This is a genomic window from Bifidobacterium avesanii (genome assembly GCF_009299475.1).
GTDB lineage: Bacteria > Actinomycetota > Actinomycetes > Actinomycetales > Bifidobacteriaceae > Bifidobacterium > Bifidobacterium avesanii.
The window spans coordinates 90,994-111,286 of sequence record NZ_WBSN01000001.1 but is presented as its reverse complement, the minus strand read 5'-3'; the positions used below and the strand labels follow the sequence as shown (position 1 = coordinate 111,286).

18 protein-coding genes are annotated in these 20,293 nt (G+C 68.0%); 17 read left to right on the top strand and 1 reads right to left on the bottom strand.

The genetic code is table 11. The annotated features are described in order from the left end of the window. Positions 1–168 precede the first annotated feature (168 nt). Complete coding sequence (locus DSM100685_RS00555) at positions 169–1,389, bottom strand: NADP-dependent isocitrate dehydrogenase (RefSeq protein WP_152349429.1); 1,221 nt, start codon at positions 1,387–1,389, stop codon at positions 169–171. 117 nt (positions 1,390–1,506) lie between these two features. On the opposite strand from DSM100685_RS00555, the gene DSM100685_RS00550 reads away from it, so the two are divergent. From DSM100685_RS00550 to lgt, 17 genes are all read left to right on the top strand, one after another. After that, on the top strand, positions 1,507–2,631 hold the full coding sequence (locus tag DSM100685_RS00550; RefSeq protein ID WP_152349428.1) for a GuaB3 family IMP dehydrogenase-related protein: 1,125 nt from the start codon (positions 1,507–1,509) through the stop codon (positions 2,629–2,631). Positions 2,632–2,825: 194 nt separating this feature from the next. Beyond that, positions 2,826–3,299, top strand: a complete 474-nt coding sequence (locus DSM100685_RS00545; protein ID WP_152349427.1) for an Rv3235 family protein — start codon at positions 2,826–2,828, stop codon at positions 3,297–3,299. Between the two features lie 14 nt (positions 3,300–3,313). Next, positions 3,314–5,407, top strand: a complete 2,094-nt coding sequence (locus DSM100685_RS00540) for an AMP-dependent synthetase/ligase (protein ID WP_152349426.1) — start codon at positions 3,314–3,316, stop codon at positions 5,405–5,407. 7 nt (positions 5,408–5,414) lie between these two features. Continuing rightward, positions 5,415–5,900 carry a peptide deformylase gene (locus DSM100685_RS00535; RefSeq protein ID WP_152349425.1) on the top strand — a complete coding sequence of 162 codons (486 nt, stop codon included), beginning with the start codon at positions 5,415–5,417 and terminating at the stop codon, positions 5,898–5,900. Between the two features lie 261 nt (positions 5,901–6,161). Next, positions 6,162–6,995 carry a 30S ribosomal protein S2 gene (gene rpsB, locus DSM100685_RS00530; protein ID WP_152349424.1) on the top strand — a complete coding sequence of 278 codons (834 nt, stop codon included), beginning with the start codon at positions 6,162–6,164 and terminating at the stop codon, positions 6,993–6,995. Positions 6,996–7,096: 101 nt separating this feature from the next. Further along, positions 7,097–7,948 carry a translation elongation factor Ts gene (tsf, locus tag DSM100685_RS00525; protein ID WP_152349423.1) on the top strand — a complete coding sequence of 284 codons (852 nt, stop codon included), beginning with the start codon at positions 7,097–7,099 and terminating at the stop codon, positions 7,946–7,948. 230 nt (positions 7,949–8,178) lie between these two features. After that, the gene (pyrH, locus tag DSM100685_RS00520) at positions 8,179–8,916 is read left to right on the top strand and encodes a UMP kinase (protein WP_152349422.1); all 738 of its coding nucleotides are present in this window, start codon (positions 8,179–8,181) and stop codon (positions 8,914–8,916) included. Positions 8,917–8,970: 54 nt separating this feature from the next. After that, positions 8,971–9,525, top strand: a complete 555-nt coding sequence (frr, locus tag DSM100685_RS00515) for a ribosome recycling factor (protein WP_152349421.1) — start codon at positions 8,971–8,973, stop codon at positions 9,523–9,525. Positions 9,526–9,574: 49 nt separating this feature from the next. Beyond that, the gene (locus DSM100685_RS00510) at positions 9,575–10,537 is read left to right on the top strand and encodes a phosphatidate cytidylyltransferase (RefSeq protein ID WP_152349420.1); all 963 of its coding nucleotides are present in this window, start codon (positions 9,575–9,577) and stop codon (positions 10,535–10,537) included. Between the two features lie 69 nt (positions 10,538–10,606). After that, the gene (gene rlmN, locus DSM100685_RS00505) at positions 10,607–11,806 is read left to right on the top strand and encodes a dual-specificity RNA methyltransferase RlmN (protein WP_152349419.1); all 1,200 of its coding nucleotides are present in this window, start codon (positions 10,607–10,609) and stop codon (positions 11,804–11,806) included. A 111-nt stretch (positions 11,807–11,917) separates the two neighbouring features. Then, positions 11,918–12,688, top strand: a complete 771-nt coding sequence (gene hisF, locus DSM100685_RS00500; RefSeq protein WP_152349418.1) for an imidazole glycerol phosphate synthase subunit HisF — start codon at positions 11,918–11,920, stop codon at positions 12,686–12,688. A gap of 78 nt (positions 12,689–12,766) precedes the next feature. Next, a complete protein-coding gene (gene hisI / locus DSM100685_RS00495) occupies positions 12,767–13,198 on the top strand; it encodes a phosphoribosyl-AMP cyclohydrolase (protein ID WP_152349417.1) in 432 nt (143 codons plus the stop codon). Beyond that, positions 13,195–14,751 carry an anthranilate synthase component I gene (locus DSM100685_RS00490; RefSeq protein ID WP_152349416.1) on the top strand — a complete coding sequence of 519 codons (1,557 nt, stop codon included), beginning with the start codon at positions 13,195–13,197 and terminating at the stop codon, positions 14,749–14,751. Before hisI ends, DSM100685_RS00490 begins: the two co-directional genes overlap by 4 nt. A 115-nt stretch (positions 14,752–14,866) precedes the next feature. Beyond that, positions 14,867–16,099, top strand: coding sequence for an MFS transporter (locus DSM100685_RS00485; RefSeq protein ID WP_152349415.1), 1,233 nt, complete (start codon positions 14,867–14,869; stop codon positions 16,097–16,099). Between the two features lie 199 nt (positions 16,100–16,298). Next, the gene (locus DSM100685_RS00480) at positions 16,299–18,386 is read left to right on the top strand and encodes a bifunctional indole-3-glycerol phosphate synthase/tryptophan synthase subunit beta (RefSeq protein ID WP_152349414.1); all 2,088 of its coding nucleotides are present in this window, start codon (positions 16,299–16,301) and stop codon (positions 18,384–18,386) included. 27 nt (positions 18,387–18,413) lie between these two features. Next, positions 18,414–19,283, top strand: a complete 870-nt coding sequence (trpA, locus tag DSM100685_RS00475; RefSeq protein ID WP_152349413.1) for a tryptophan synthase subunit alpha — start codon at positions 18,414–18,416, stop codon at positions 19,281–19,283. A gap of 78 nt (positions 19,284–19,361) precedes the next feature. Next, entirely contained in the window at positions 19,362–20,273 is a 912-nt protein-coding gene (gene lgt / locus DSM100685_RS00470; RefSeq protein WP_152349412.1) for a prolipoprotein diacylglyceryl transferase, read from the top strand. The last annotated feature ends 20 nt before the right edge of the window (positions 20,274–20,293 follow it).

Here is a 20,293-nt window from a genome sequence, read left to right as displayed (position 1 = left end):
CACAGAGTGCGGTGCAATGCACAGCGTGCTGGAAGCCGTCAAACGGGGGTCATTTCTGGCGTGGCCTCAATGGCGCCTCTCTGACGGCTTTCTGACGGCTCCCTGGCAGTCGCCGGAGGATGACAAATCGCGTCAGGCTCCGGCGATCGCCCGCCAGCCGCGCGTCCGTCACGCGGCGAGGGCCTTGGCGAGGTTCTCCTCGAGGGCGTTCATGAAGCCCTCGGTGTCGAGCCACGGCTGGTCGGGGCCGACGAGCATGGCGAGGTCCTTGGTCATCTGGCCGCCCTCGACGGTCGAGATGATGGTCTTCTCCAGCGTCTCCGCGAAGTGACGGACCTCCGGGGTGCCGTCGAGGTCCGCGCGGTGCTTGAGACCGCCGGTCCACGCGAAGATCGAGGCGATCGGGTTCGTGGAGGTCTTCTCGCCCTTCTGCCACTTGCGGTAGTGGCGGGTCACGGTGCCGTGGGCGGCCTCGGCCTCCACGGTCTGGCCGTCCGGGGTCATGAGCACGGAGGTCATGAGGCCGAGCGAGCCGAAGCCCTGCGCCACGGAGTCGGACTGCACGTCGCCGTCGTAGTTCTTGCAGGCCCAGATGTAGCCGCCGTGCCACTTGAGGGAGCTGGCGACCATGTCGTCGATGAGGCGGTGCTCGTAGGTCAGGCCCTCGGCGGCGAAGCGGTCCTTGTACTCGGTTTCGAACACCTCGGCGAAGATGTCCTTGAACTGGCCGTCGTACGCCTTGAGGATGGTGTTCTTGGTGGACAGGTACACCGGGTAGTGGCGCATGAGGCCGTAGTTGAAGCAGGCGCGCGCGAAGCCGCGGATGGAGTCGTTGACGTTGTACTGCACCTGCGCCACGCCGCCGTCCTCGCCGTAGTCGTAGACGACGTGCTGGATCGGCTCGGAGCCGTCCGCGGGGGTGAAGGTGACGGTCAGGCGACCGGCGCCCGGAACCTTGAAGTCGGTGGCCTTGTACTGGTCTCCGAACGCGTGGCGGGCCACGACGATCGGCTTGGTCCATCCGGGCACCAGACGCGGGATGTTGGAGATGACGATCGGCTCGCGGAAGATGGTGCCGCCAAGGATGTTGCGGATGGTGCCGTTGGGGGACTTCCACATCTTCTTGAGGCCGAACTCCTTGACGCGGGCCTCGTCCGGCGTGATGGTGGCGCACTTGACGCCCACGTGGTACTTCTGGATGGCCCTGGCCGAATCGATGGTCACCTGGTCGTCGGTGGCGTCGCGGTTCTCGATGCCCAGATCGTAGTAGTCGAGGTTCACGTCGAGGTAGGGCAGGATGAGCTTGTCCTTGATGTCCTTCCAGATCACGCGCGTCATCTCGTCGCCGTCAAGCTCGACGACGGTTCCTTCGACCTTGATCTTGCCCATGCGATCCTCCTCGTCATTCGTGGGGCGTATTCATCCACAGCATTACCAGACCGAATGTCTCCAATGGGTTACGTCGTTGGAACACGCTGGTCGCAAGGCGGCATTAGCCTAGTAGCCATGTCTCAGGAAATTGAAATCGGTTTGGGCAAAAAGGCCCGTCTCGGCTACTCTCTGGACGATGTCGCCATCGTCCCCTCCCGCAGGACGCGCGATCCCCAGGACGTGTCCACATCGTGGCAGGTGGACGCCTACGAGTTCGACATCCCGGTGATCGCCGCCCCCATGGACTCCGTGACGAGCCCCGCCACCGCCATCGCGATGGGCAGGCTCGGCGGCCTCGGCGTGCTCGACCTCGAGGGCCTGTGGACCCGCTACGAGGATCCGCAGCCGCTGCTCGACGAGATCGCGTCGCTCGACGGCGACAAGGCGATCGAGCGCATCCAGCGCATCTACGCCGAACCGGTCAAGCCCGAGCTCATCACCCAGCGCCTGCACGAGATCCGCGACGCGGGCGTGACCGTGGCCGGCGCCCTGTCCCCGCAGCGCACCCAGCAGTTCTACTCGACCGTGGTGGACGCCGGCGTCGACCTGTTCGTCATCCGCGGCACCGCCGTGTCCGCCGAGCACGTCTCGCAGACCCACGAGCCGCTCAACCTCAAGAAGTTCATCTACGACCTCGACGTGCCGGTGATCGTCGGCGGCGCGGCCAACTACACCGCCGCCCTGCACCTCATGCGCACGGGCGCGGCCGGCGTGCTGGTCGGCTTCGGCGGCGGCGCCGTCTCCGCCACGCGCACCACGATCGGCGTGCACGCCCCGATGGCCACCGCCATCGCCGACGTGGCCGAGGCCCGCCGCGACTACATGGACGAGTCCGGCGGCCGCTACGTGCAGGTCATCGCCGACGGCGGCATGGGCGAGTCCGGCAACTTCGTCAAGGCGTTCGCCCTCGGCGCCGACGCCGTCATGCTCGGCGCGCCGCTGGCCCGCGCCACCGAGGCGCCCGGCAAGGGCATGCACTGGGGCTCCGAGGCCCGCCACCAGACCCTGCCGCGCGGCTACCGCGCCAACGTGGGCACCGTGGCGCCGCTCGAGCAGATCCTGTTCGGGCCGAGCCACCAGGCCGACGGCCGCGTGAACTTCATCGGCGCCCTGCGTCGCGCGATGGCGTCCACCGGCTACGTGGACGTGAAGAACTTCCAGCGCTGCGGCATGGTCGTCACCCCGAACGCGTCCCGCTGAGTTCGGCGCCCCGCCGCGAAGGCCCCCTGCGAAAGGCTCCCCGAAGGGGAGCCTTTCCGCGTTGCGGGGGAGTTGTCCACCGCGACGCGGGTTATGCACATCCGCAGCGCGATTTGACCGCGCCCCGCGCATGATGTAGAGCTCAGGGTAGGAGGGCCACCGAAGGCCCGCCGGGAGAAGGGCAAGGAAGCATCATGGACGGCAATGCGATGGACGGCGTTTCGGATTCGTTTGAGGTGGACGTGAACCTCACGCCGCAGGGGGAGCCGATCCCCGTGCGCGTGCGGCGCTACGTGGCGCGCGACATGAGCCGGCGGGACGGCATCGGGCTGGCCGCGGCGGCCGCGCAGCTGGCCTGCCGCGCGATGGAGATCGTGCGCGGGCGGCTCGACGCCGACAAGCTCGTGCGCGCCGCCACCATGCAGACCGTGCGCAAGCTCGGCACCATGGCGCTGCTGTACAGGTCGCACCTGCAGCGGCATCCCGAGCTCAAGCGGCGCACGCTGAGCCTGCCCGTCGAGGCGAAGGGCGTGGACGCCGTGGTGCGCAGCGCCGACCACGTCGAGGCGTGGGTGCGCCTGAACGTGGGGCGCACCGACTACTGGTCCACCGTCGTATTCGACTACGTGGGAGGCCGGTGGCTGTGCACCACGCTTGACCTGGGCTGAATTATAGTGGGAGCATGCGCAAGGAGAATATCGAACCGATCAAGTACTCCACGACGGACGACGACACCGTCTTTTCGCTGCTCGACCGCAGGGCCGCGCGCGACCCCGGCGACCTGATCGCCCAGTGGCAGGACGACGAGACGCGCCAATGGCACGACGTGACCGCGGGCGAGATGCTCGCCCGGGTGCGCGAGGTGGCCAAGGGCCTCATCGCGGTGGGCGCCGTGAAGGGCGAGCGCGTGATCGTGTACTCGCCCACCTGCTACGAGTGGGGCGTCGTGGACTTCGCGTGCGCCGCGGTGGGCGCCGTGCTCGTGCCGATCTACGAGACCGATTCGATCAGGCAGTCGGCCAACATCATCGCCGAGGTGGAGCCCGTGGTGGCCTTCGCCGGCGACTTCGAGCACTCCCAGGCGCTCGAGCAGATCCGCGACGACGAGGCCAGTCCCCTCAAGTACGTGTTCAACTTCAAGGCCGACGGGCTCGACGCGGTCGCCGACTTCGGCCGGTCCGTCTCCGACGCCGATCTGGACGCGGCCGTCGCCGGCGTGAAGGCCGACGACCTGCTCACCATCGTCTACACGTCCGGCTCCACCGGCCGGCCCAAGGGCGCGATGCTCTCGAACCGCAACTACACGCACATCGTGCTCAACGGCTACGAGATCCTGCCCAACATGCTCTACAACGACAACCGCCTGCTGCTGTTCCTGCCGCTGGCGCACTGCTTCGCCCGCTACATCCAGTACGTGGCCATCGGCGGCCACGGCGTGATCGGCTACATCCCCGGCGCCAAGCACCTGCTCGCCGACCTGAGGAGCTTCAAGCCCACGTACCTGCTCGGCGTGCCGCGCGTGTTCGAGAAGGTGTACAACGCCGCCTCGCAGAAGGCCGGCGCGGGCCTCAAGGGACGCGTGTTCGCCAAGGCGTTCCGCCACTTCGTCTCCTGGAGCGAGGCCGAGCAGGCCGGACGCGGCCACTCGGTCGTCCAGAGGCTCGAGCACGCGTTCTTCATGTCCACGGTCGGCTCCTCGGTGCGCTCGGCGCTCGGCCCGAACCTCAGGTTCCTCGCCTGCGGCGGCGCGCCGATCAACAACGACCTCGCGCACTTCTTCAACGGCATGGACGGCATCACGTTCATCCAGGGCTACGGCATGACGGAGACGGCGGCCCCCATGCTCGTCAACTGGGAGGACGCCAACGAGGTCGGCTCCGTGGGCCGCCCCGGCCCGGGCATGGGCGTGCGCGTGGCGGACGACGGCGAGCTCGAGGTGTGCGGCCCCAACGTGTTCATGGGCTACTACCGCAACCCCGAAATGACCGCCGAGGCCATGGACGGCGACACGTGGCTGAGGACCGGGGACCTCGGCATGATCGACGACGCCGGGTTCGTGTTCATCACCGGCCGCAAGAAGGACATCATCATCACCGCCGGCGGCAAGAACATCAGCCCCGCGCCCATGGAGGACATCATCGACACGTGCCCGATCGTGCAGCACGCCGTGGTGATCGGCGACGGCCGGCCGTTCGTGGCCGCGCTCATCGAGCTCGAGCCGGACATGCTGCGCTCGTGGCTCGAGGGGCAGGGCCTCGACGGGAGCATGACGCTCGAGCAGGCGAAGGACAACGACGCCGTGCGCGCCTTCGTGCAGCAGTATGTCGACAAGGCGAACGCCGGCGTGTCGCGCGCCGAGTCGGTGCGCAAGTTCGCGATCCTCACCGACGAGTTCAACCAGGGGGACGGCACGCTCACGCCGAGCCTCAAGGTGGTGCGTCCCAAGGTGCTGCAGCGCTACGCGGACGTGATCGACGGCGAGATCTACGCGCCCAAGGGCCCCGCCCGCCCCGCGCCGGCCACGGTGAAGATCATCGACCGCACGGCCGAAACCGTGCAGCAGGTCTCCGAGTCCGTCCGCCAGGCCTCCGAGACGATGAGCCCGATGGTCCGTCAGGCGCTCGACCAGGCGCGCGTCAACGTGTCGGATTCGATTGCTAGCGTGCAGGGGAAGATGAAGAAGCCCAAGGACCGGGAGGACGGGTCCGCGGCCGAGACGGACGACGCTCCGGCCGAAGGGCGCAACGAAACCCACAACGGGACTCACGAGGAGTAAGCGACAAGTGGCCATCCGAGAGATCAGGGTCGTGCCGGACCCGGTGCTGCGCACGCCGTGCGACGAAATCACCACCATCACCCCAGCCGTCCGCAGGCTCGTGCAGGACCTGCTCGACACCGTGGACGACCCGGGCCGCGCAGGCCTGTCCGCCAACCAGATCGGCGTGGGCCTGAGGGCGTTCTCCTACAACATCGAGGGCAAAATCGGCTACGTGCTCAACCCGGTGCTCGAGGAGACCAGCGGCGAGCAGTACGGCGACGAGGGCTGCCTGTCGGTGCCCGGCCTGTGGTACAAGACCCGCCGCGCCGACTACGCGCGTGTGCGCGGCATCGACCTCGACGGCAAGACCGTGGTGCTCGAGGGCCGCGGGCTCATGGGCCGCATGCTCCAGCACGAGTGCGACCACCTCATCGGCCACGTCTATCTGGACCGTCTGGAGAAGGAGGAGCGCCGCGAGGCGATGCGCTACATGCGCGCCCACGCCAAGTGACGTCCGTCGCCCTCACGGGGACCCGCCACGACGCCCGGGGAAGGCCATTGCGCCCGATCCGGGCGTCGTGCTATTCTGGCCATTTGTGTGCCAACCCGGCGAAGAGCGCAGTCGCAGGCGTTCGGAGCCACCCATTATCGTCTAGCGGCACACGCCAAGATCGCGCCATGTCCGCGACGGCCCGTGTCGGTCGGCCATCCCCCGGGAGGGCTGCATACGGGTGCGCATGGCCAGGCAAGAACCGACAAGAAAGGCAGTGCTATGGCACAGATTACGATGAGCGAAATGCTCAAGGCCGGCGTCCACTTCGGTCACCAGACTCGCCGCTGGAACCCGAAGATGAAGCAGTACATCCTCATGGAGCGCAACGGCATCCACATCATCAACCTGTTCAAGTCCCTTGAGCTGATCGACAAGGCCTACGACTTCATCAAGGCCACCGTCGCGCACAACGGCACCGTGCTGTTCGTCGGCACCAAGAAGCAGGCTCAGGAAGCCATCGCCAACCAGGCCACCCGCGTGAACATGCCGTACGTCTCCGAGCGCTGGCTCGGCGGCATGCTGACCAACTTCCAGACCGTCTCCAAGCGCGTCTCCCGCCTCAAGGAGCTCGAGGAGATGGACTTCTCCGACGTGCACGGCTCCGGCCTGACCAAGAAGGAGCTGCTGCTCCTCAAGCGCGAGAAGGACAAGCTGGCCAAGCAGCTGGGCGGCATCCGCAACATGAACCGCACCCCCTCCGCGATGTTCGTCGTGGACATCAACAAGGAGGCGCTGGCCGTCGAGGAAGCCCACAAGCTGGGCATCCCGGTCGTGGCCCTAGTCGACACCAACACCGACCCGGAGGCCGTGGACTACCCGATCCCGGCCAACGACGACGCCATCCGCGGCATCGAGCTGCTCACCACGCTGATCGCCGACGCCGTCGCCGACGGCCTGCTCGAGCGCTCCGGCCAGGCCGCCAAGGTCGAGGGCGAGACCGCCGAGCAGCCGATGGCCGCCTGGGAGAAGGACCTGCTCAAGCAGGGCACCGAGGCCCCGGCCGCCGAAGCCGCCCCGGCCGAGTCCGCCGAAGGCGAAGCCAAGGCCGAGTGAATCCGCTAGGGTTCGCCAGTCGCTAGGATGGGAGGTGCAATCACGATTGCACCTCCTTTTCTAGGGAAACGTAATCGAGTTTTATCTCAAGGGAGAATTTCATGGCAGCAATTACCGCCGCTCTGATCAAGCAGGTCCGCGAGGACACCGGCGCCGGCATGATGGACGTCAAGAAGGCGCTCACCGAGGCCGAAGGCGACGTGGCCCGCGCCAAGGAGATCATCCGCGCCAAGGGCATCCAGGCCGCCGGCAAGCGCGAGGGCCGCAAGGCCCAGGAGGGCACCATCGGCTCCAAGGTCGTCAAGTCCGCCGAGGGCGAGACCGGCTACGCCGTCGAGGTCAACTCCGAGACCGACTTCGTGGCCAAGACCCCGAAGTTCGTCGAGTTCGCCGACACCGTGCTTGGCTACGCCATCGACGCCGACGCGAACAGCGTCGACGAGGTGCTCGCGGCCAAGGCCGGCGACGAGACCGTGAAGGTCGCCGTCGAGGAGGCCGCCGCCCTGTTCGGCGAGCACGTCAAGCTCGGCCAGTACGCCAAGGTCTCCGGCCCGCACGTCGAGGTCTACGCGCACAAGAAGTCCGCCGAGATGCCGCCGAGCATCGTGGCCATGATCGCGACCGACGAGGCCGGCGCCGCCGTGGCCCACGAGGCCGCCCTGCAGATCTCCGCCATGGGCGCCAAGTGGCTGACCCGCGAGGACGTCCCGGCCGACGTGGTCGAGTCCGAGCGCCGCGTGGCCACCGAGAAGTCCCTGGCCGAGGGCAAGCCGGAGAAGATCGTCCCGAAGATCGTCGAGGGCCGTCTGAACGCCTTCTTCAAGGAGGTCGTCCTCCTCGAGCAGCCGTTCGTCAAGGATCCGTCCAAGACCGTCGGCAAGCTGTTCGACGAGGTCGGCGGCAAGGCCCTGGCCTTCGCCCGCATCGAGGTCGGCAAGGGCGAGGAGGAGTGAGCTCCGCCCGCTGATCCGTCCTTGTGACGCATCGTGAACGGCGGCGGTCCGCGCGCATTGGCTGCGCGGGCCGCCGCCTTCGTCGTATCCAAGGGCTTCCCGCGGCGTCCCTGGGGATTCCCGCGCGTCGCTGCCGCCGGTGTCTGTGTTTGCGGATAGTCTGAGAAACGGTAAATTTCGCGGTTTCGCGGCAACGCACGCCGCGGGCCGGAACCGAAGAAAGGGCGTATATGACTGGAGACAGATCCCGCAGGGTGCTGCTGAAGCTTTCCGGAGAGGCCTTCGGCGGCGGCAAGGTCGGCATCGACACGACCGTGATCCGCCGCATCGCCGAGGAAATCGTCCCGGCCGTCAAGCAGGGCGTGCAGGTGGCCATCGTGGTCGGCGGCGGCAACTTCTTCCGTGGCGCCGAACTGCAGCAGGCCGGCATCGACCGCTCCCGCGGCGACTACATGGGCATGCTCGGCACGGTCATGAACTGCCTGGCCCTGCAGGACTTCCTCGAGCAGGAGGGCCAGGCCACCCGCGTGCAGACCGCCATCACCATGGGTCAGGTCGCCGAGCCGTACATCCCGCTCAAGGCCATCCGCCACCTCGAGAAGGGCCGCGTGGTCATCTTCGGCGCCGGCGCCGGCATGCCGTACTTCTCCACGGACACCGTCTCCATCCAGCGTTCGCTGGAGATCCACTGCGACGAGGTCCTCATGGGCAAGAACGGCGTGGACGGCGTGTACACCGCCGACCCGCGCAAGGACCCGTCCGCCAAGCGCTTCGCCACGCTGAGCTACAAGCGCGCCCTCGTGGACAACCTCGCCGTGATGGACGCCGCCGCGCTGTCCATGGCGCGCGACAACCGCCAGTGCATCCGCGTGTTCGGCCTCGAGGAGCCGGGCAACGTGACGCGCGCGCTGGTGGGCGAGGAGATCGGCACGTTCGTGTCCTCCGCGGAATCCACCCTCGCCGCCTGACGAAGCGGTCAGCGGCACCAAGCAATCGAGACGCCAAGCAAAAGGAGTAACAACATGGCAACCGTCGTCGATCAGGCCAAGGAACAGATGGCCAAGAGCATCGAAAACACCAAGGAGAACTTCTCCGGCATCCGCACCGGCCGCGCCAACCCGGCGCTGCTCAACGGCATCATGGTGGACTACTACGGCTCCCCGACCCCGATCAAGGCCGTGGCCTCCATCGGCGTGCCGGAGCCCCGCACCCTCGCCGTCACCCCGTTCGACAAGTCCCAGGCCCCGGCCGTGGAGAAGGCGATCCGCGACTCCGACCTCGGCGTGAGCCCGAACCGCGACGGCAACGTGATCCGCGTGACCATGCCGGAGCTCACCGAGGAACGCCGCAAGGAGTACGTGAAGATCGCCAAGGGCAAGGCCGAGGACGGCAAGGTCGCGGTGCGCAACATCCGCCGCAAGGCCAAGGAGAGCATCGACAAGGCCGTCAAGGACGGCGACATGGGCGAGGACGAGGGTGACCGCCTGCTCAAGGAGCTCGACAAGGTCACCAAGGCGACCACCGACGAGATCGACGCGCTGCTCGACACCAAGCAGAAGGAAATCCTCGAGGTCTGATCCGCCGGCATCCGTCGGACGTCCCCAACCCAACCAGGCGCAACCCATCATGAACGAGCACGATCAGATCGACACCATCAACAAGCGGACCGGGCGCAACATGCCGCAGGCCGTCGCCACCGGCGCGCTGCTGGTGGCCATCATCCTCGCGGCCCTCGCCATCAGGATCGATGTGTTCGTGTTCCTGATCGTGCTGTTCATGACGCTGGGCCTGTGGGAGCTGCGCATCGACTTCGCCACGGTCGGGCTGCACATCCCGTTCGTGGCGCTGGCCGTGTGCTCCGGGGCCACCATGCTGGTCACCTACTACGCCCCGTGGCACTTCGCGGCCATGTCGCTGGGCATGATGGCCACGATCGTGCTCACCCTGCCGGCCTCCACCGCGCGGCTGAGCTTCGGCACGCGCGTGCCCATGGCCGTGGCGCGCAAGCTGTCCGCCTCCGACGCGGACATCCGCCGCGAATCCTCCTTCAACCAGGAGAAGCAGGCGCCCAAGGCGAGCCGCCTCGCCAACGTGGGCGTCACCATGTTCACGGTCCTGTACATCGAAGTGCTGGCCTGCTACCTCATCTTCCCGCTCACCTTCGGCGGCCACCCCGTGGCGCACGCCTGCATGAGCGTCTTCCTGCCCGCCCTGTCCGACACGGGCGGCCTGTTCTTCGGCGCGGCGTTCGGCAGGCACAAGCTCTCGCCGCGCATCAGCCCCAAGAAGTCCTACGAGGGACTGGCCGGCTCCATGCTGTTCGCCATGGCCGGCGCGTTCGCCATCTTCGCCTGCACGTACGACGCCTCCCGCTGGGCCACGCACTGGTGGGTGCCGATCGTGGCCGGCGTGCTCGTGGGCGTCGTGGGCACGTACGGGGACCTGTGCGCCTCGATGATCAAGCGCGACCTCGGCATCAAGGACATGGGCCACCTGCTCAAGGGCCACGGCGGCGTGCTCGACCGCGTGGACTCCATCCTCATGTGCGCGCCCGCCATCGCGCTGCTGCTGTTCGCCACGGGCTTGTAGGGCGCCGTCCGCCGACCGCATGGAATGGCGTACCATAGCATGTGATCGACGGAAAGGGAAGACCCAAGCATGACCAGCGAACAGCGCACCGACCACCGCACCGACCGCACCGAGCCGGAGACCGGCATCACCGAAGGCGGCACCTCAGGGGCGTTCCGCGACGTGCTCAGCCGCGACCACGCCCGCCGCGGCAAACCGCCCGTGCACTTCGCGGACATGACGCCCGCCGAGCGCATCGCCGCCGCCGCGGAGCTCGGCCTGCCCAAGTTCCGCGTCAACCAACTCGCCAAGCACTACTACGGCCACTTCGACGTGAACGCCGAGGAATTCACCGACTTCCCGGCGGTCAAGCGCGCCGAGGCCGCGGCCACGTTCTTCCCCGAGCTCATCCACGAGGTCACCCGTCAGGTGGCCGACGACGGCATGACCATCAAGACCCTGTGGCGCCTGTTCGACGGCTCGCTCATCGAATCCGTGCTCATGCGCTACCCCTCGCGCACCACGCTGTGCATCTCCTCGCAGGTCGGCTGCGGCATGGGATGCCCGTTCTGCGCCACCGGCAAGCTCGGCCTCACGCGCAACATGTCCGCCGGCGAGATCGTCGAGCAGGTGCGCGTGGCCGCCAAAATGATGCGCGACGGCGAGGTGGCCGGGGGACCGGGGCGCCTGAGCAACGTGGTGTTCATGGGCATGGGCGAGCCGATGGGCAACTACAAGTCCGTGCTGTCCGCCGTGCGCCAGATCAGCGCCGCGCCGCCGGAGGGCTTCGGGATCTCCGCGCGCAACATCACCGTGTCCACCGTGGGCGTGGTGCCGGGCATCAAGAAGCTCGCCGCCGAGGGCATCCCGGTGCGCCTCGCCGTGTCCCTGCACGCGCCGAGCGACCAGCTGCGCGACGAGCTCGTGCCCATGAACCGCCGCTTCGACACCACCGCCGTGCTGGACGCCGCGCACGACTACTTCCTCGCGTCCAAGCGCCGCGTGAGCATCGAATACGCGCTTATGCGCGGCATCAACGACCAGGCCGAGCACGCGAGGCTGCTCGCCAAGCGACTCAACCACTACGGCGACAACTGGGCGCACGTCAACCCCATCCCGCTCAACCCCATCGAGGGGTCCAAGTGGACCGCCTCCAAGCCGGAGGACGAAAAGCGGTTCCTCGACATCCTGCACGCCGCCGGCATCACCGCCACCCTGCGCGACACCCGCGGCCAGGACATCGACGGCGCCTGCGGCCAGCTCGCCGCCAAGGAGAAGACCGCCGCCTGAATCGCCCGCGGCACGGGCGCGGACGCCGGGCGTCCATCATGCGGACCGATGTAACGGGCGGAAGCTACGCTGGGCGACTGTACATGCAGCGTCGAGAAACAGGAGTGGGTTATGTCGCTTGCGGTTCGTGTGATTCCATGTCTGGACGTTGACGCCGGGCGCGTCGTCAAGGGCGTGCATTTCGAGAACCTGCGCGACGCCGGCGACCCCGTGGAACTCGCGCGCGAATACTACCGCCAGGGCGCGGACGAGCTCACCTTCCTCGATGTGACCGCCTCGAGCTCGCACCGCCAGACCATGATCGACGTGGTCTCGCGCACCGCCGAGCAGATCTTCATCCCGCTGACGGTGGGCGGCGGCGTGCGCACGCCCGAGGACGTCGATTCGCTGCTGCGCTGCGGCGCGGACAAGGTGGGCGTGAACACCGCCGCGATCAACGACCCGACCCTGATCAGCCGCGTGGCCGAGCGCTTCGGCAACCAGGTGCTCGTGCTGTCCGTGGACGCCCGCCGCGAGAAGGGCGAGCAGCACACGAAGTCCGGTTTCGAGGTGACCACCATGGGCGGGCGCAAGTCCACCGGCATCGACGCGATCTGGTGGGTCAAGCGCGCCGAGGAGCTGGGCGCGGGGGAGATCCTGCTCAACTCCATGGACGCCGACGGCACGCAGGAGGGCTTCGACCTCGAAATGATCCGCGCGGTGCGCCGCGAGGTCAAGATCCCGATCATCGCCTCCGGCGGCGCGGGCAAGGTCGAGGACTTCCCGCCCGCCATCGAGGCCGGCGCCGACGCGGTGCTCGCCGCGTCCGTGTTCCACTACGGCAAGATGACGATCGGGGACGTGAAGGACGAGCTGCGCCGCCACGGCTACACCGTGCGGTGACCGGCCGGCGGGCGCGTGAAGTTGATGTGTGCGGTCGGCGCATGAAGGTTTTGAGCGAACGAGGAGCATGACGGAACAATGACGACGAACGAGACGAACGGCTACGACAACGCCACGGAGCTGGACCCGCGCATCGCCGCGCGGCTGAAGCGCGACGCCAAGGGGCTGGTGGCCGCGGTGATCCAGCAGTACGACACCCATGAGGTGCTCATGGTGGGCTACATGAACGACGAGGCCCTGCGCCGCACCCTGACTACGGGCCGCGTGACCTTCTGGTCGCGCTCCCGCCAGGAATACTGGCGCAAGGGCGACACGTCCGGCCACGTGCAGTACGTCAAGTCCGTCTCGCTCGACTGCGACGGCGACGCGCTGCTCGTCGAGGTCGACCAGGTGGGCGCGGCCTGCCACACCGGCAAGCGCTCGTGCTTCCTCGAGGGCGGCCCGCTGCCGGCCGTCGTGGGGCACCGCACGCCCGAGCAGGAGCAGCAGGAGAAGGAGGACGAACGATGAGCGCATGCAGCGTCGAACATCTGGCATGGGGAGGCACGTGGCCGAGCCGCGAGGAATTCCACCGGCTCGCCGACGAGGGCTACCGCGTGATCCCGATCGTGCGCCGCCTGCTCGCCGACTCCCTGACCCCGGTGGGCTTCTACGAGCGCCTCGCCGGAGGCCGCACCGGCACGTTCATCCTCGAATCGGCGGAATACGGCGGTTCCTGGAGCCGCTACTCGTTCATCGGCGTCAATTCCGTGGCCCAGCTGCGCTCCAACGGCGGCAAGGCGGACTGGCTCGGCAAAGTGCCGGTCGGCGTGCCCACCGAAGGCGACGTGGTGGACGTGGCCCGCGCCACGCTGGCCGCGCTCAAGGCCCCGAACGTGGAGGGCCTGCCGAACCTCACCAGCGGTCTGGTGGGCACGGTCGGCTGGGACGCCATCCGCCACTGGGAGCCCACGCTGCGCGGCGAGGCCCCGGACGAGACCGGACAGCCGGAGACCGTGCTGGCCCTCGCCACGGACATCGCCGTTGTGGACCACGTGGACGGCTCGGTGTGGATCATCGCCAACGCCGTGAACTTCGACGACCGCCCCACGCGCGCCGACTTCGCGTACGACGACGCCGTCGAGCGCCTGGCCCGCATGCAGCGCGCCGCCGCCACCCCGCAGCCGCACGAGAACCGCGTGAGCGTCCTCGATCCGAACGTGAGGCAGCCCGAACTGCGCTTCCGCTCCGCCAAGTCGGAGTACGAGCGCGCCGTCGAGGCGGCCAAGCGGCACATCGTGGACGGCGACGTGTTCCAGGTGGTCATCTCCCAGCGCCTCGACATAGACTCGCCGGCCGACCCGTTCGACGTGTACCGCGTGCTGCGCACCCTCAACCCCAGCCCGTACATGTACTTCATGGCCCTCACCGACGCGCAGGGCCGCAACTTCAACGTGATCGGCTCCAGCCCCGAAACCCTCATCAAGGTGGACGACGGCCACGCCATGACGTTCCCGATCGCCGGCTCGCGCCCGCGCGGCAAAACCCCGGAGGAGGACGCGAGGCTCGCCAAGGAGCTGCTCGCGGACCCGAAGGAGCGCAGCGAGCACATCATGCTCGTGGACCTGAGCCGCAACGACCTGAGCCGCGTGTGCGACCCGGAGACCGTCGAGGTCGTCACGCTCATGGACATCAAGCGCTTCAGCCACATCATGCACATCTGCTCCACGGTCACCGGGCACGTGCGCGACGACCTCACGGCGTTCGACGTGTTCACCTCCGCGTTCCCGGCCGGCACGCTGTCCGGCGCGCCCAAGCCGCGCGCGGTGGAGATCATCGACGAGCTCGAGCCCGCCGACCGCGGCATCTACGGCGGCACGATCGGCTACTTCGACTTCTCCGGCAACATGGACATGGCCATCGCCATCCGCACCGCGTTCATCCGCGACCATGAGGCGTCCGTGCAGGCCGGAGCCGGCATCGTGCTCGACTCCGTGCCCGCGACCGAATGGCAGGAGACCCGCAACAAGGCCGAGGCCAGCGTGGAGAGCGTGCAGATCGCCGCACAGCTGAGGAGCGCCTGAGCGCGGCTGACCGGCCCGGCACCGGTTCGCCGTCGGGACACGCCCCGTTCACTGTACGTTCACATGGGTGACTACACTATCCGAGGATTTTGTTCCCGGAAGAGTAGGAGAAACCATGTTCATGGCGGATAAGGAGACCACCGACAAAGCCAGCGGCATGAAGCATTACGCCGGCCTCGCGGTGTTTTCGTCCGCCGTCGGCCACGCGCTCGACGGCCTCGACCTGATGATCCTCGGCTTCGCGCTGTCGGGCATCATGGACAGCTTCGGCATCGACAAAACCACGGCGAGCACGCTCACCACCATCACCCTGGCCGGCGCGTTCCTCGGCGGTCTGGTGTTCGGGCGTCTGGCCGACAAGTACGGCCGCATCCGCGTGCTGACCTATTCGGTCGTCTTCTTCGGCGCGTTTACGCTGTTCTCGGCGTTCGCGCCGAATTTTGCATTCATGGCCGTGTGCCGCTTCCTCGCGGGCGTGGGCATCGGTGCCGAGTTCGGCATCGGCATGGCCATCGCCGCCGAGGCGTCCAGCCCGAAGAACCGCGCCAAGGCGACCTCCGGCGTGGGCCTCGGCTTCCATGTGGGCGTGCTGCTCGCCTCGCTCCTGAGCGCGCCGATCATCAGCGCGTGGGGCTGGCGCGGCCTGTTCGCCATCGGCATCGTGCCGGCCGTCGTCGCGATCGTCATCCGCGTGTTCGTGCCCGAGCCGCCGCTGTACTTGAAGCACCGCGAGACCGCCAAGGAGCACGGCTCGATCAAGCAGCTGTTCTCCACGCCCGAGCGCGTGCGCTTCTCCATCGCCATCATCGTGCTGTGCACCGTGCAGAACTGCGGCTACTTCGGCATCATGACCTGGCTGCCCAGCTACCTCAACAAGGAGCTCAACCTGTCCCTGACCTCCACGGGCATCTGGACCGCCGTCACCGTGCTGGGCATGATGCTCGGCATCTCCGTGTTCGGCTTCCTCGCCGACCACCTCGGCCGCCGCCCGGCCTTCTGGATCTTCCAGATCGGCGCGGCCGTCATGGTGATCGTCTACAGCCAGCTCAGGGACCCGAACGCGCTGCTCGTCGGCGGCTTCTTCATGGGCATGTTCGCCAACGGCATGATCGGCGGCTACGGCGCGCTCATCTCCGAGCTGTTCCCGACCGAGCTCAGGGCCACCGCCCAGACCGCCCTGTACAACACCGGCCGCTTCATCGGCGGCGGCCTCGGCCCGGTCGCCATCGCCGCCATCGCCACCGGCCACGGCTTCGCGTTCGCGCTCGGCACGGTCTCCTGCATCTACGTGGTGGCGTTCGTCACCATGTTCTTCGTGCCCGACCGCAAGGGCGCCGCGCTCGAGTAACGGGGCGAGGGCATACCGTTTCAGGGGCGGAATCCGGTACGGACGTACGTACGCAACAGCGTGGGCGTCCGGCCGGGTTCCGCCCCTCGCCGTATCCAGGGCCCGCGCCAAGGCGCCCAGAACGTGGGACGCGGCGGGCGATGTCGCGCGCCGGGGCCTACAGTGTCGCATGATTCCGTCTAGCACCAAAGGGAGAGTCATGTCGGTTTTGGATGAATTGGTGGCGGGGGCCGTTGAGGACGCCGCCGCGCGCGAGAAGGTCACGCCGCTTGAGGAGCTCAAGGAGGCCGTGGTGGCCGCCCCTGCGCCCATTGACGCGATGGCGTGGCTCAGGAAGGCGGACGGCATCCCCGTCATCGCCGAGATCAAGCGCGCCTCGCCGTCCAAGGGCCACCTGAGCGACATCCCCGATCCGGCCGCGCTGGCCCGCGAATACGAGCGCGGCGGCGCCAGCGCCATCTCCGTGCTCACCGAGGGGCGCCGGTTCCTCGGCAGCCTCGACGACTTCGACAAGGTGCGCGAAGCCGTGCACATCCCGGTGCTGCGCAAGGACTTCATCGTCACCGACTATCAGGTCTGGGAGGCCCGCGCGCACGGCGCCGACCTGGTGCTGCTCATCGTGGCCGCGCTGGACGACGCGACGCTCAAGCGCCTGCTCGACCTCGCCCACGACCTCGGCATGACCGTGCTCGTGGAGACGCACACGCGGGAGGAGATCGGGCGCGCCCGCGCCGCCGGCGCCCGCGTGATCGGCATCAACGCCCGCAACCTCAAGGATCTGCGGGTCGACGTGAACAAGTACGCCGAACTGGCCGCGGATCTTCCCGACGACGTGGTCAAGGTCGCGGAATCCGGCGTGTTCGGCGCCGTCGAGGTCGAGGACTACGGCCGGGCTGGCGCGGACGCCGTGCTGGTCGGCGAGGGCGTGGCCACCGCCGACGACCATGAGCTTGCAGTGGAACGACTAGTGAAAGCAGGTAAGAGAGTGAAGGCATCCGAAACCACCCCGCTGAGCACGCACCACGGCCCGTACTGGGGCCAGTTCGGCGGCCGCTACGTGCCCGAGGCGCTCATCACCGCCCTCGACGAGCTCGAGCGCGTGTATAGCGAAGCCAAGGCCGACCCGGAGTTCACCAAGGAGCTCGTCACCCTGAACCAGCGCTACGTGGGCCGCCCGAGCCCGCTGACCGAGGCGCCGCGCTTCGCCGAGCGCATCGCCGAAAAGGTCGGCATCACGCCGCGCGTGTTCCTCAAGCGCGAGGACCTCAACCACACCGGCGCGCACAAGATCAACAACGCGCTCGGCCAGGCCCTGCTCGTCAAGCGCATGGGCAAGACGCGCGTGATCGCGGAGACCGGCGCCGGCCAGCACGGCGTGGCCACCGCCACCGTGTGCGCCATGCTCGGTCTCAAGTGCCGCATCTACATGGGCCAGATCGACGCCCGCCGCCAGGCCCTCAACGTGGCCCGCATGCGCATGCTCGGCGCCGAGGTCGTGGAGGTCACCCTGGGCGACAAGATCCTCAAGGACGCCATCAACGAGGCCCTGCGCGACTGGGTCACCAACGTCAAGGACACCCACTACCTGCTCGGCACGGTCGCCGGCCCGCACCCGTTCCCGGAGATGGTCCGCGACTTCCAGAAGGTCATCGGCGAGGAGGCCAAGCAGCAGCTCAGGGACTGGTACGGCATCGACCATCCCGACGCGGTGTGCGCCTGCGTGGGCGGCGGCTCCAACGCCATCGGCGTCATGAACGCGTTCCTCGACGACGAGCGCGTGAACCTCTACGGCTACGAGGCCGGCGGCAACGGCCCCGAATCCGGCAAGCACGCCATCCGCTTCGCGCCCGGCACCGGCCAGCTCGGCATGTTCCAGGGCGCCAAGAGCTACCTGCTGGAGACCGACGAGGGCCAGACGCTCGACACCTACTCCATCTCCGCCGGCCTCGACTACGCCTCCGTGGGCCCGGAGCACGCGTGGCTCAAGGACATCGGCCGCGTCAACTACTCCTGGGCCACCGACGAGGAGGCCATGAACGCCTTCCGCGACCTGAGCCAGACCGAGGGCATCATCCCCGCCATCGAGTCCTCCCACGCCGTCGCCGGCGCGTACAAGGCCGCCGCCGACCTCAAGGCCAAGGGCTACGAGCATCCGGTGATGATCATCAACATCTCCGGCCGCGGCGACAAGGACATGGCCACCGCCGGCAAGTGGTTCGGCTACCTGACCGACGAGCAGTCCAAGGCGCTCGAGGTCACCGGCGCGCACGGGGACACCGTCGCCTGACGAATGGGTTTTAAGGAGATTTTCAATATGACCAACACCGCAACCACGCCGTCCGGCCAGCCGCTCGGCATCAGCCACAAGCCCAGCCGCACCGCCGCCATGTTCGACGAGCTCGACAAGGCGAACAGGCCCGCGTTCATCGGCTACCTGCCGTACGGCTTCCCGGACCCCGAGGTCTCCCTCAAGGCGTTCAAGACCCTCGTGGACCACGGGGTCAACGCCGTCGAGATCGGCCTGCCGTACTCCGACCCGGTCATGGACGGCCCGGTCATCCAGGCCGCCAGCCAGATCGCGCTGAACCACGGCGAAAGCATCCACGGCGTGTTCAGGGCCGTGGAGACCGTGGCCAACGCCGGCGGCGTGCCGCTGATCATGAGCTACTGGAACCTCATCTACCACTACGGCGTGGAGCGCTTCGCCCGCGACTTCGAAAACGCCGGCGGCGCGGGCCTCATCACCCCGGACCTCATCCCGGACGAGGCGGGGGAGTGGATCGAGGCGTCCGACCGCCACGGCCTGGACCGCATCTTCCTCGTCTCGCCGGACTCCGCGCCCGAACGCCTCGCCGTCGTCTCCAAGGCAGCCCGCGGCTTCGTGTACGCCGCCTCCCGCATGGGCGTCACCGGCGAGCGCAAGACCATCACCGACTCCCCGGAAGCGTTGGTGGAGCGCACCCGCAAGGCCGGCGCGTCCCGCGTGTGCGTGGGCATCGGCGTGTCCACCGCCGAACAGGCCGCGAAGGTGGGCGCCTACGCCGACGGCGTGATCGTCGGCTCCGCGCTCGTCCACCAGCTGCTCGGCGAGACCGGACGCAAGGCGCTGGACGAGGCCGAGGGCCTGAGGAACCTCGCCGCCAAGGCCGACGAACTCGCGCAGGGCGTCGCGTCCGCGCGCTGAACGCTCCTTCGACCCGGCCCACGGGCCGCCCCGCGCCCACAGCGAACGCGGGGCGGCCGTTGACCTAGGATGGGGACCATGAATCTCGCATACATCCCGTCGCCCACGATCTCGCAGTTCAACATCGGCCCGGTGACGATACACATCTACGCTCTGTGCATCCTCGCCGGCATCGTCGCGGCCGTGTGGATCTCCACGAAGCGCTGGGCCCGCTACGGCGGCAACTTCGACCAGATCCTCGACATCACCATCGTGGCCGTGCCCTGCGGCATCGTGGGCGCGCGCCTGTACCACATCATCACCACGCCGGAGCGGTTCTTCGGGCCGAACGGCAACTGGGTGGAGATGTTCAAGATCTGGAACGGCGGCCTCGGCATCTGGGGCGGCATCGCGCTCGGCGCGCTCGGCGCGTGGGCCTGGTGCCGGCGCAAGCACTACCCGATGGCCCTGCTGGGCGACGCGATCGCCCCGGGCCTGCTCGTCGCGCAGGCGATCGGCCGCCTCGGCAACTGGTTCAACCAGGAGCTCTACGGCGCGCCCACCACGCTGCCCTGGGGCCTGAAGCTCAACACGGCGGGCTCCGCCATCGGCTCGAGCGAACAGTGCTACGACGGCCAGACGTGCCCCACCGGCACGCTGTTCCACCCCACGTTCCTGTACGAGATGATCTGGAATGTCATCGGCGCGCTGCTCATCGTGTGGATCGGCTCGAAGGCCGTCAAGGCGCTCAAGGCCGGCTCCCTGTTCGCCATCTACGTGATGTGGTACACGGCGGGCCGCACCTGGATCGAGGCGCTGCGCATCGACTACGCGCACACCTTCCTCGGCGTGCGCATCAACGTGTGGGTCTCCATGGCCGTGTTCGTGTGCGGCGCCGTGGCGCTCGTCGTCATCATGCAGCGGGGCAAGGCATCCGATCTGCTCGCCGAGAAGCTGCGGACCATCACCGAGCTCGAGGCGGCCAAAGAGGCCGAGGCCGACAAGAAATAAAACAAAAGGCAAACCGACCC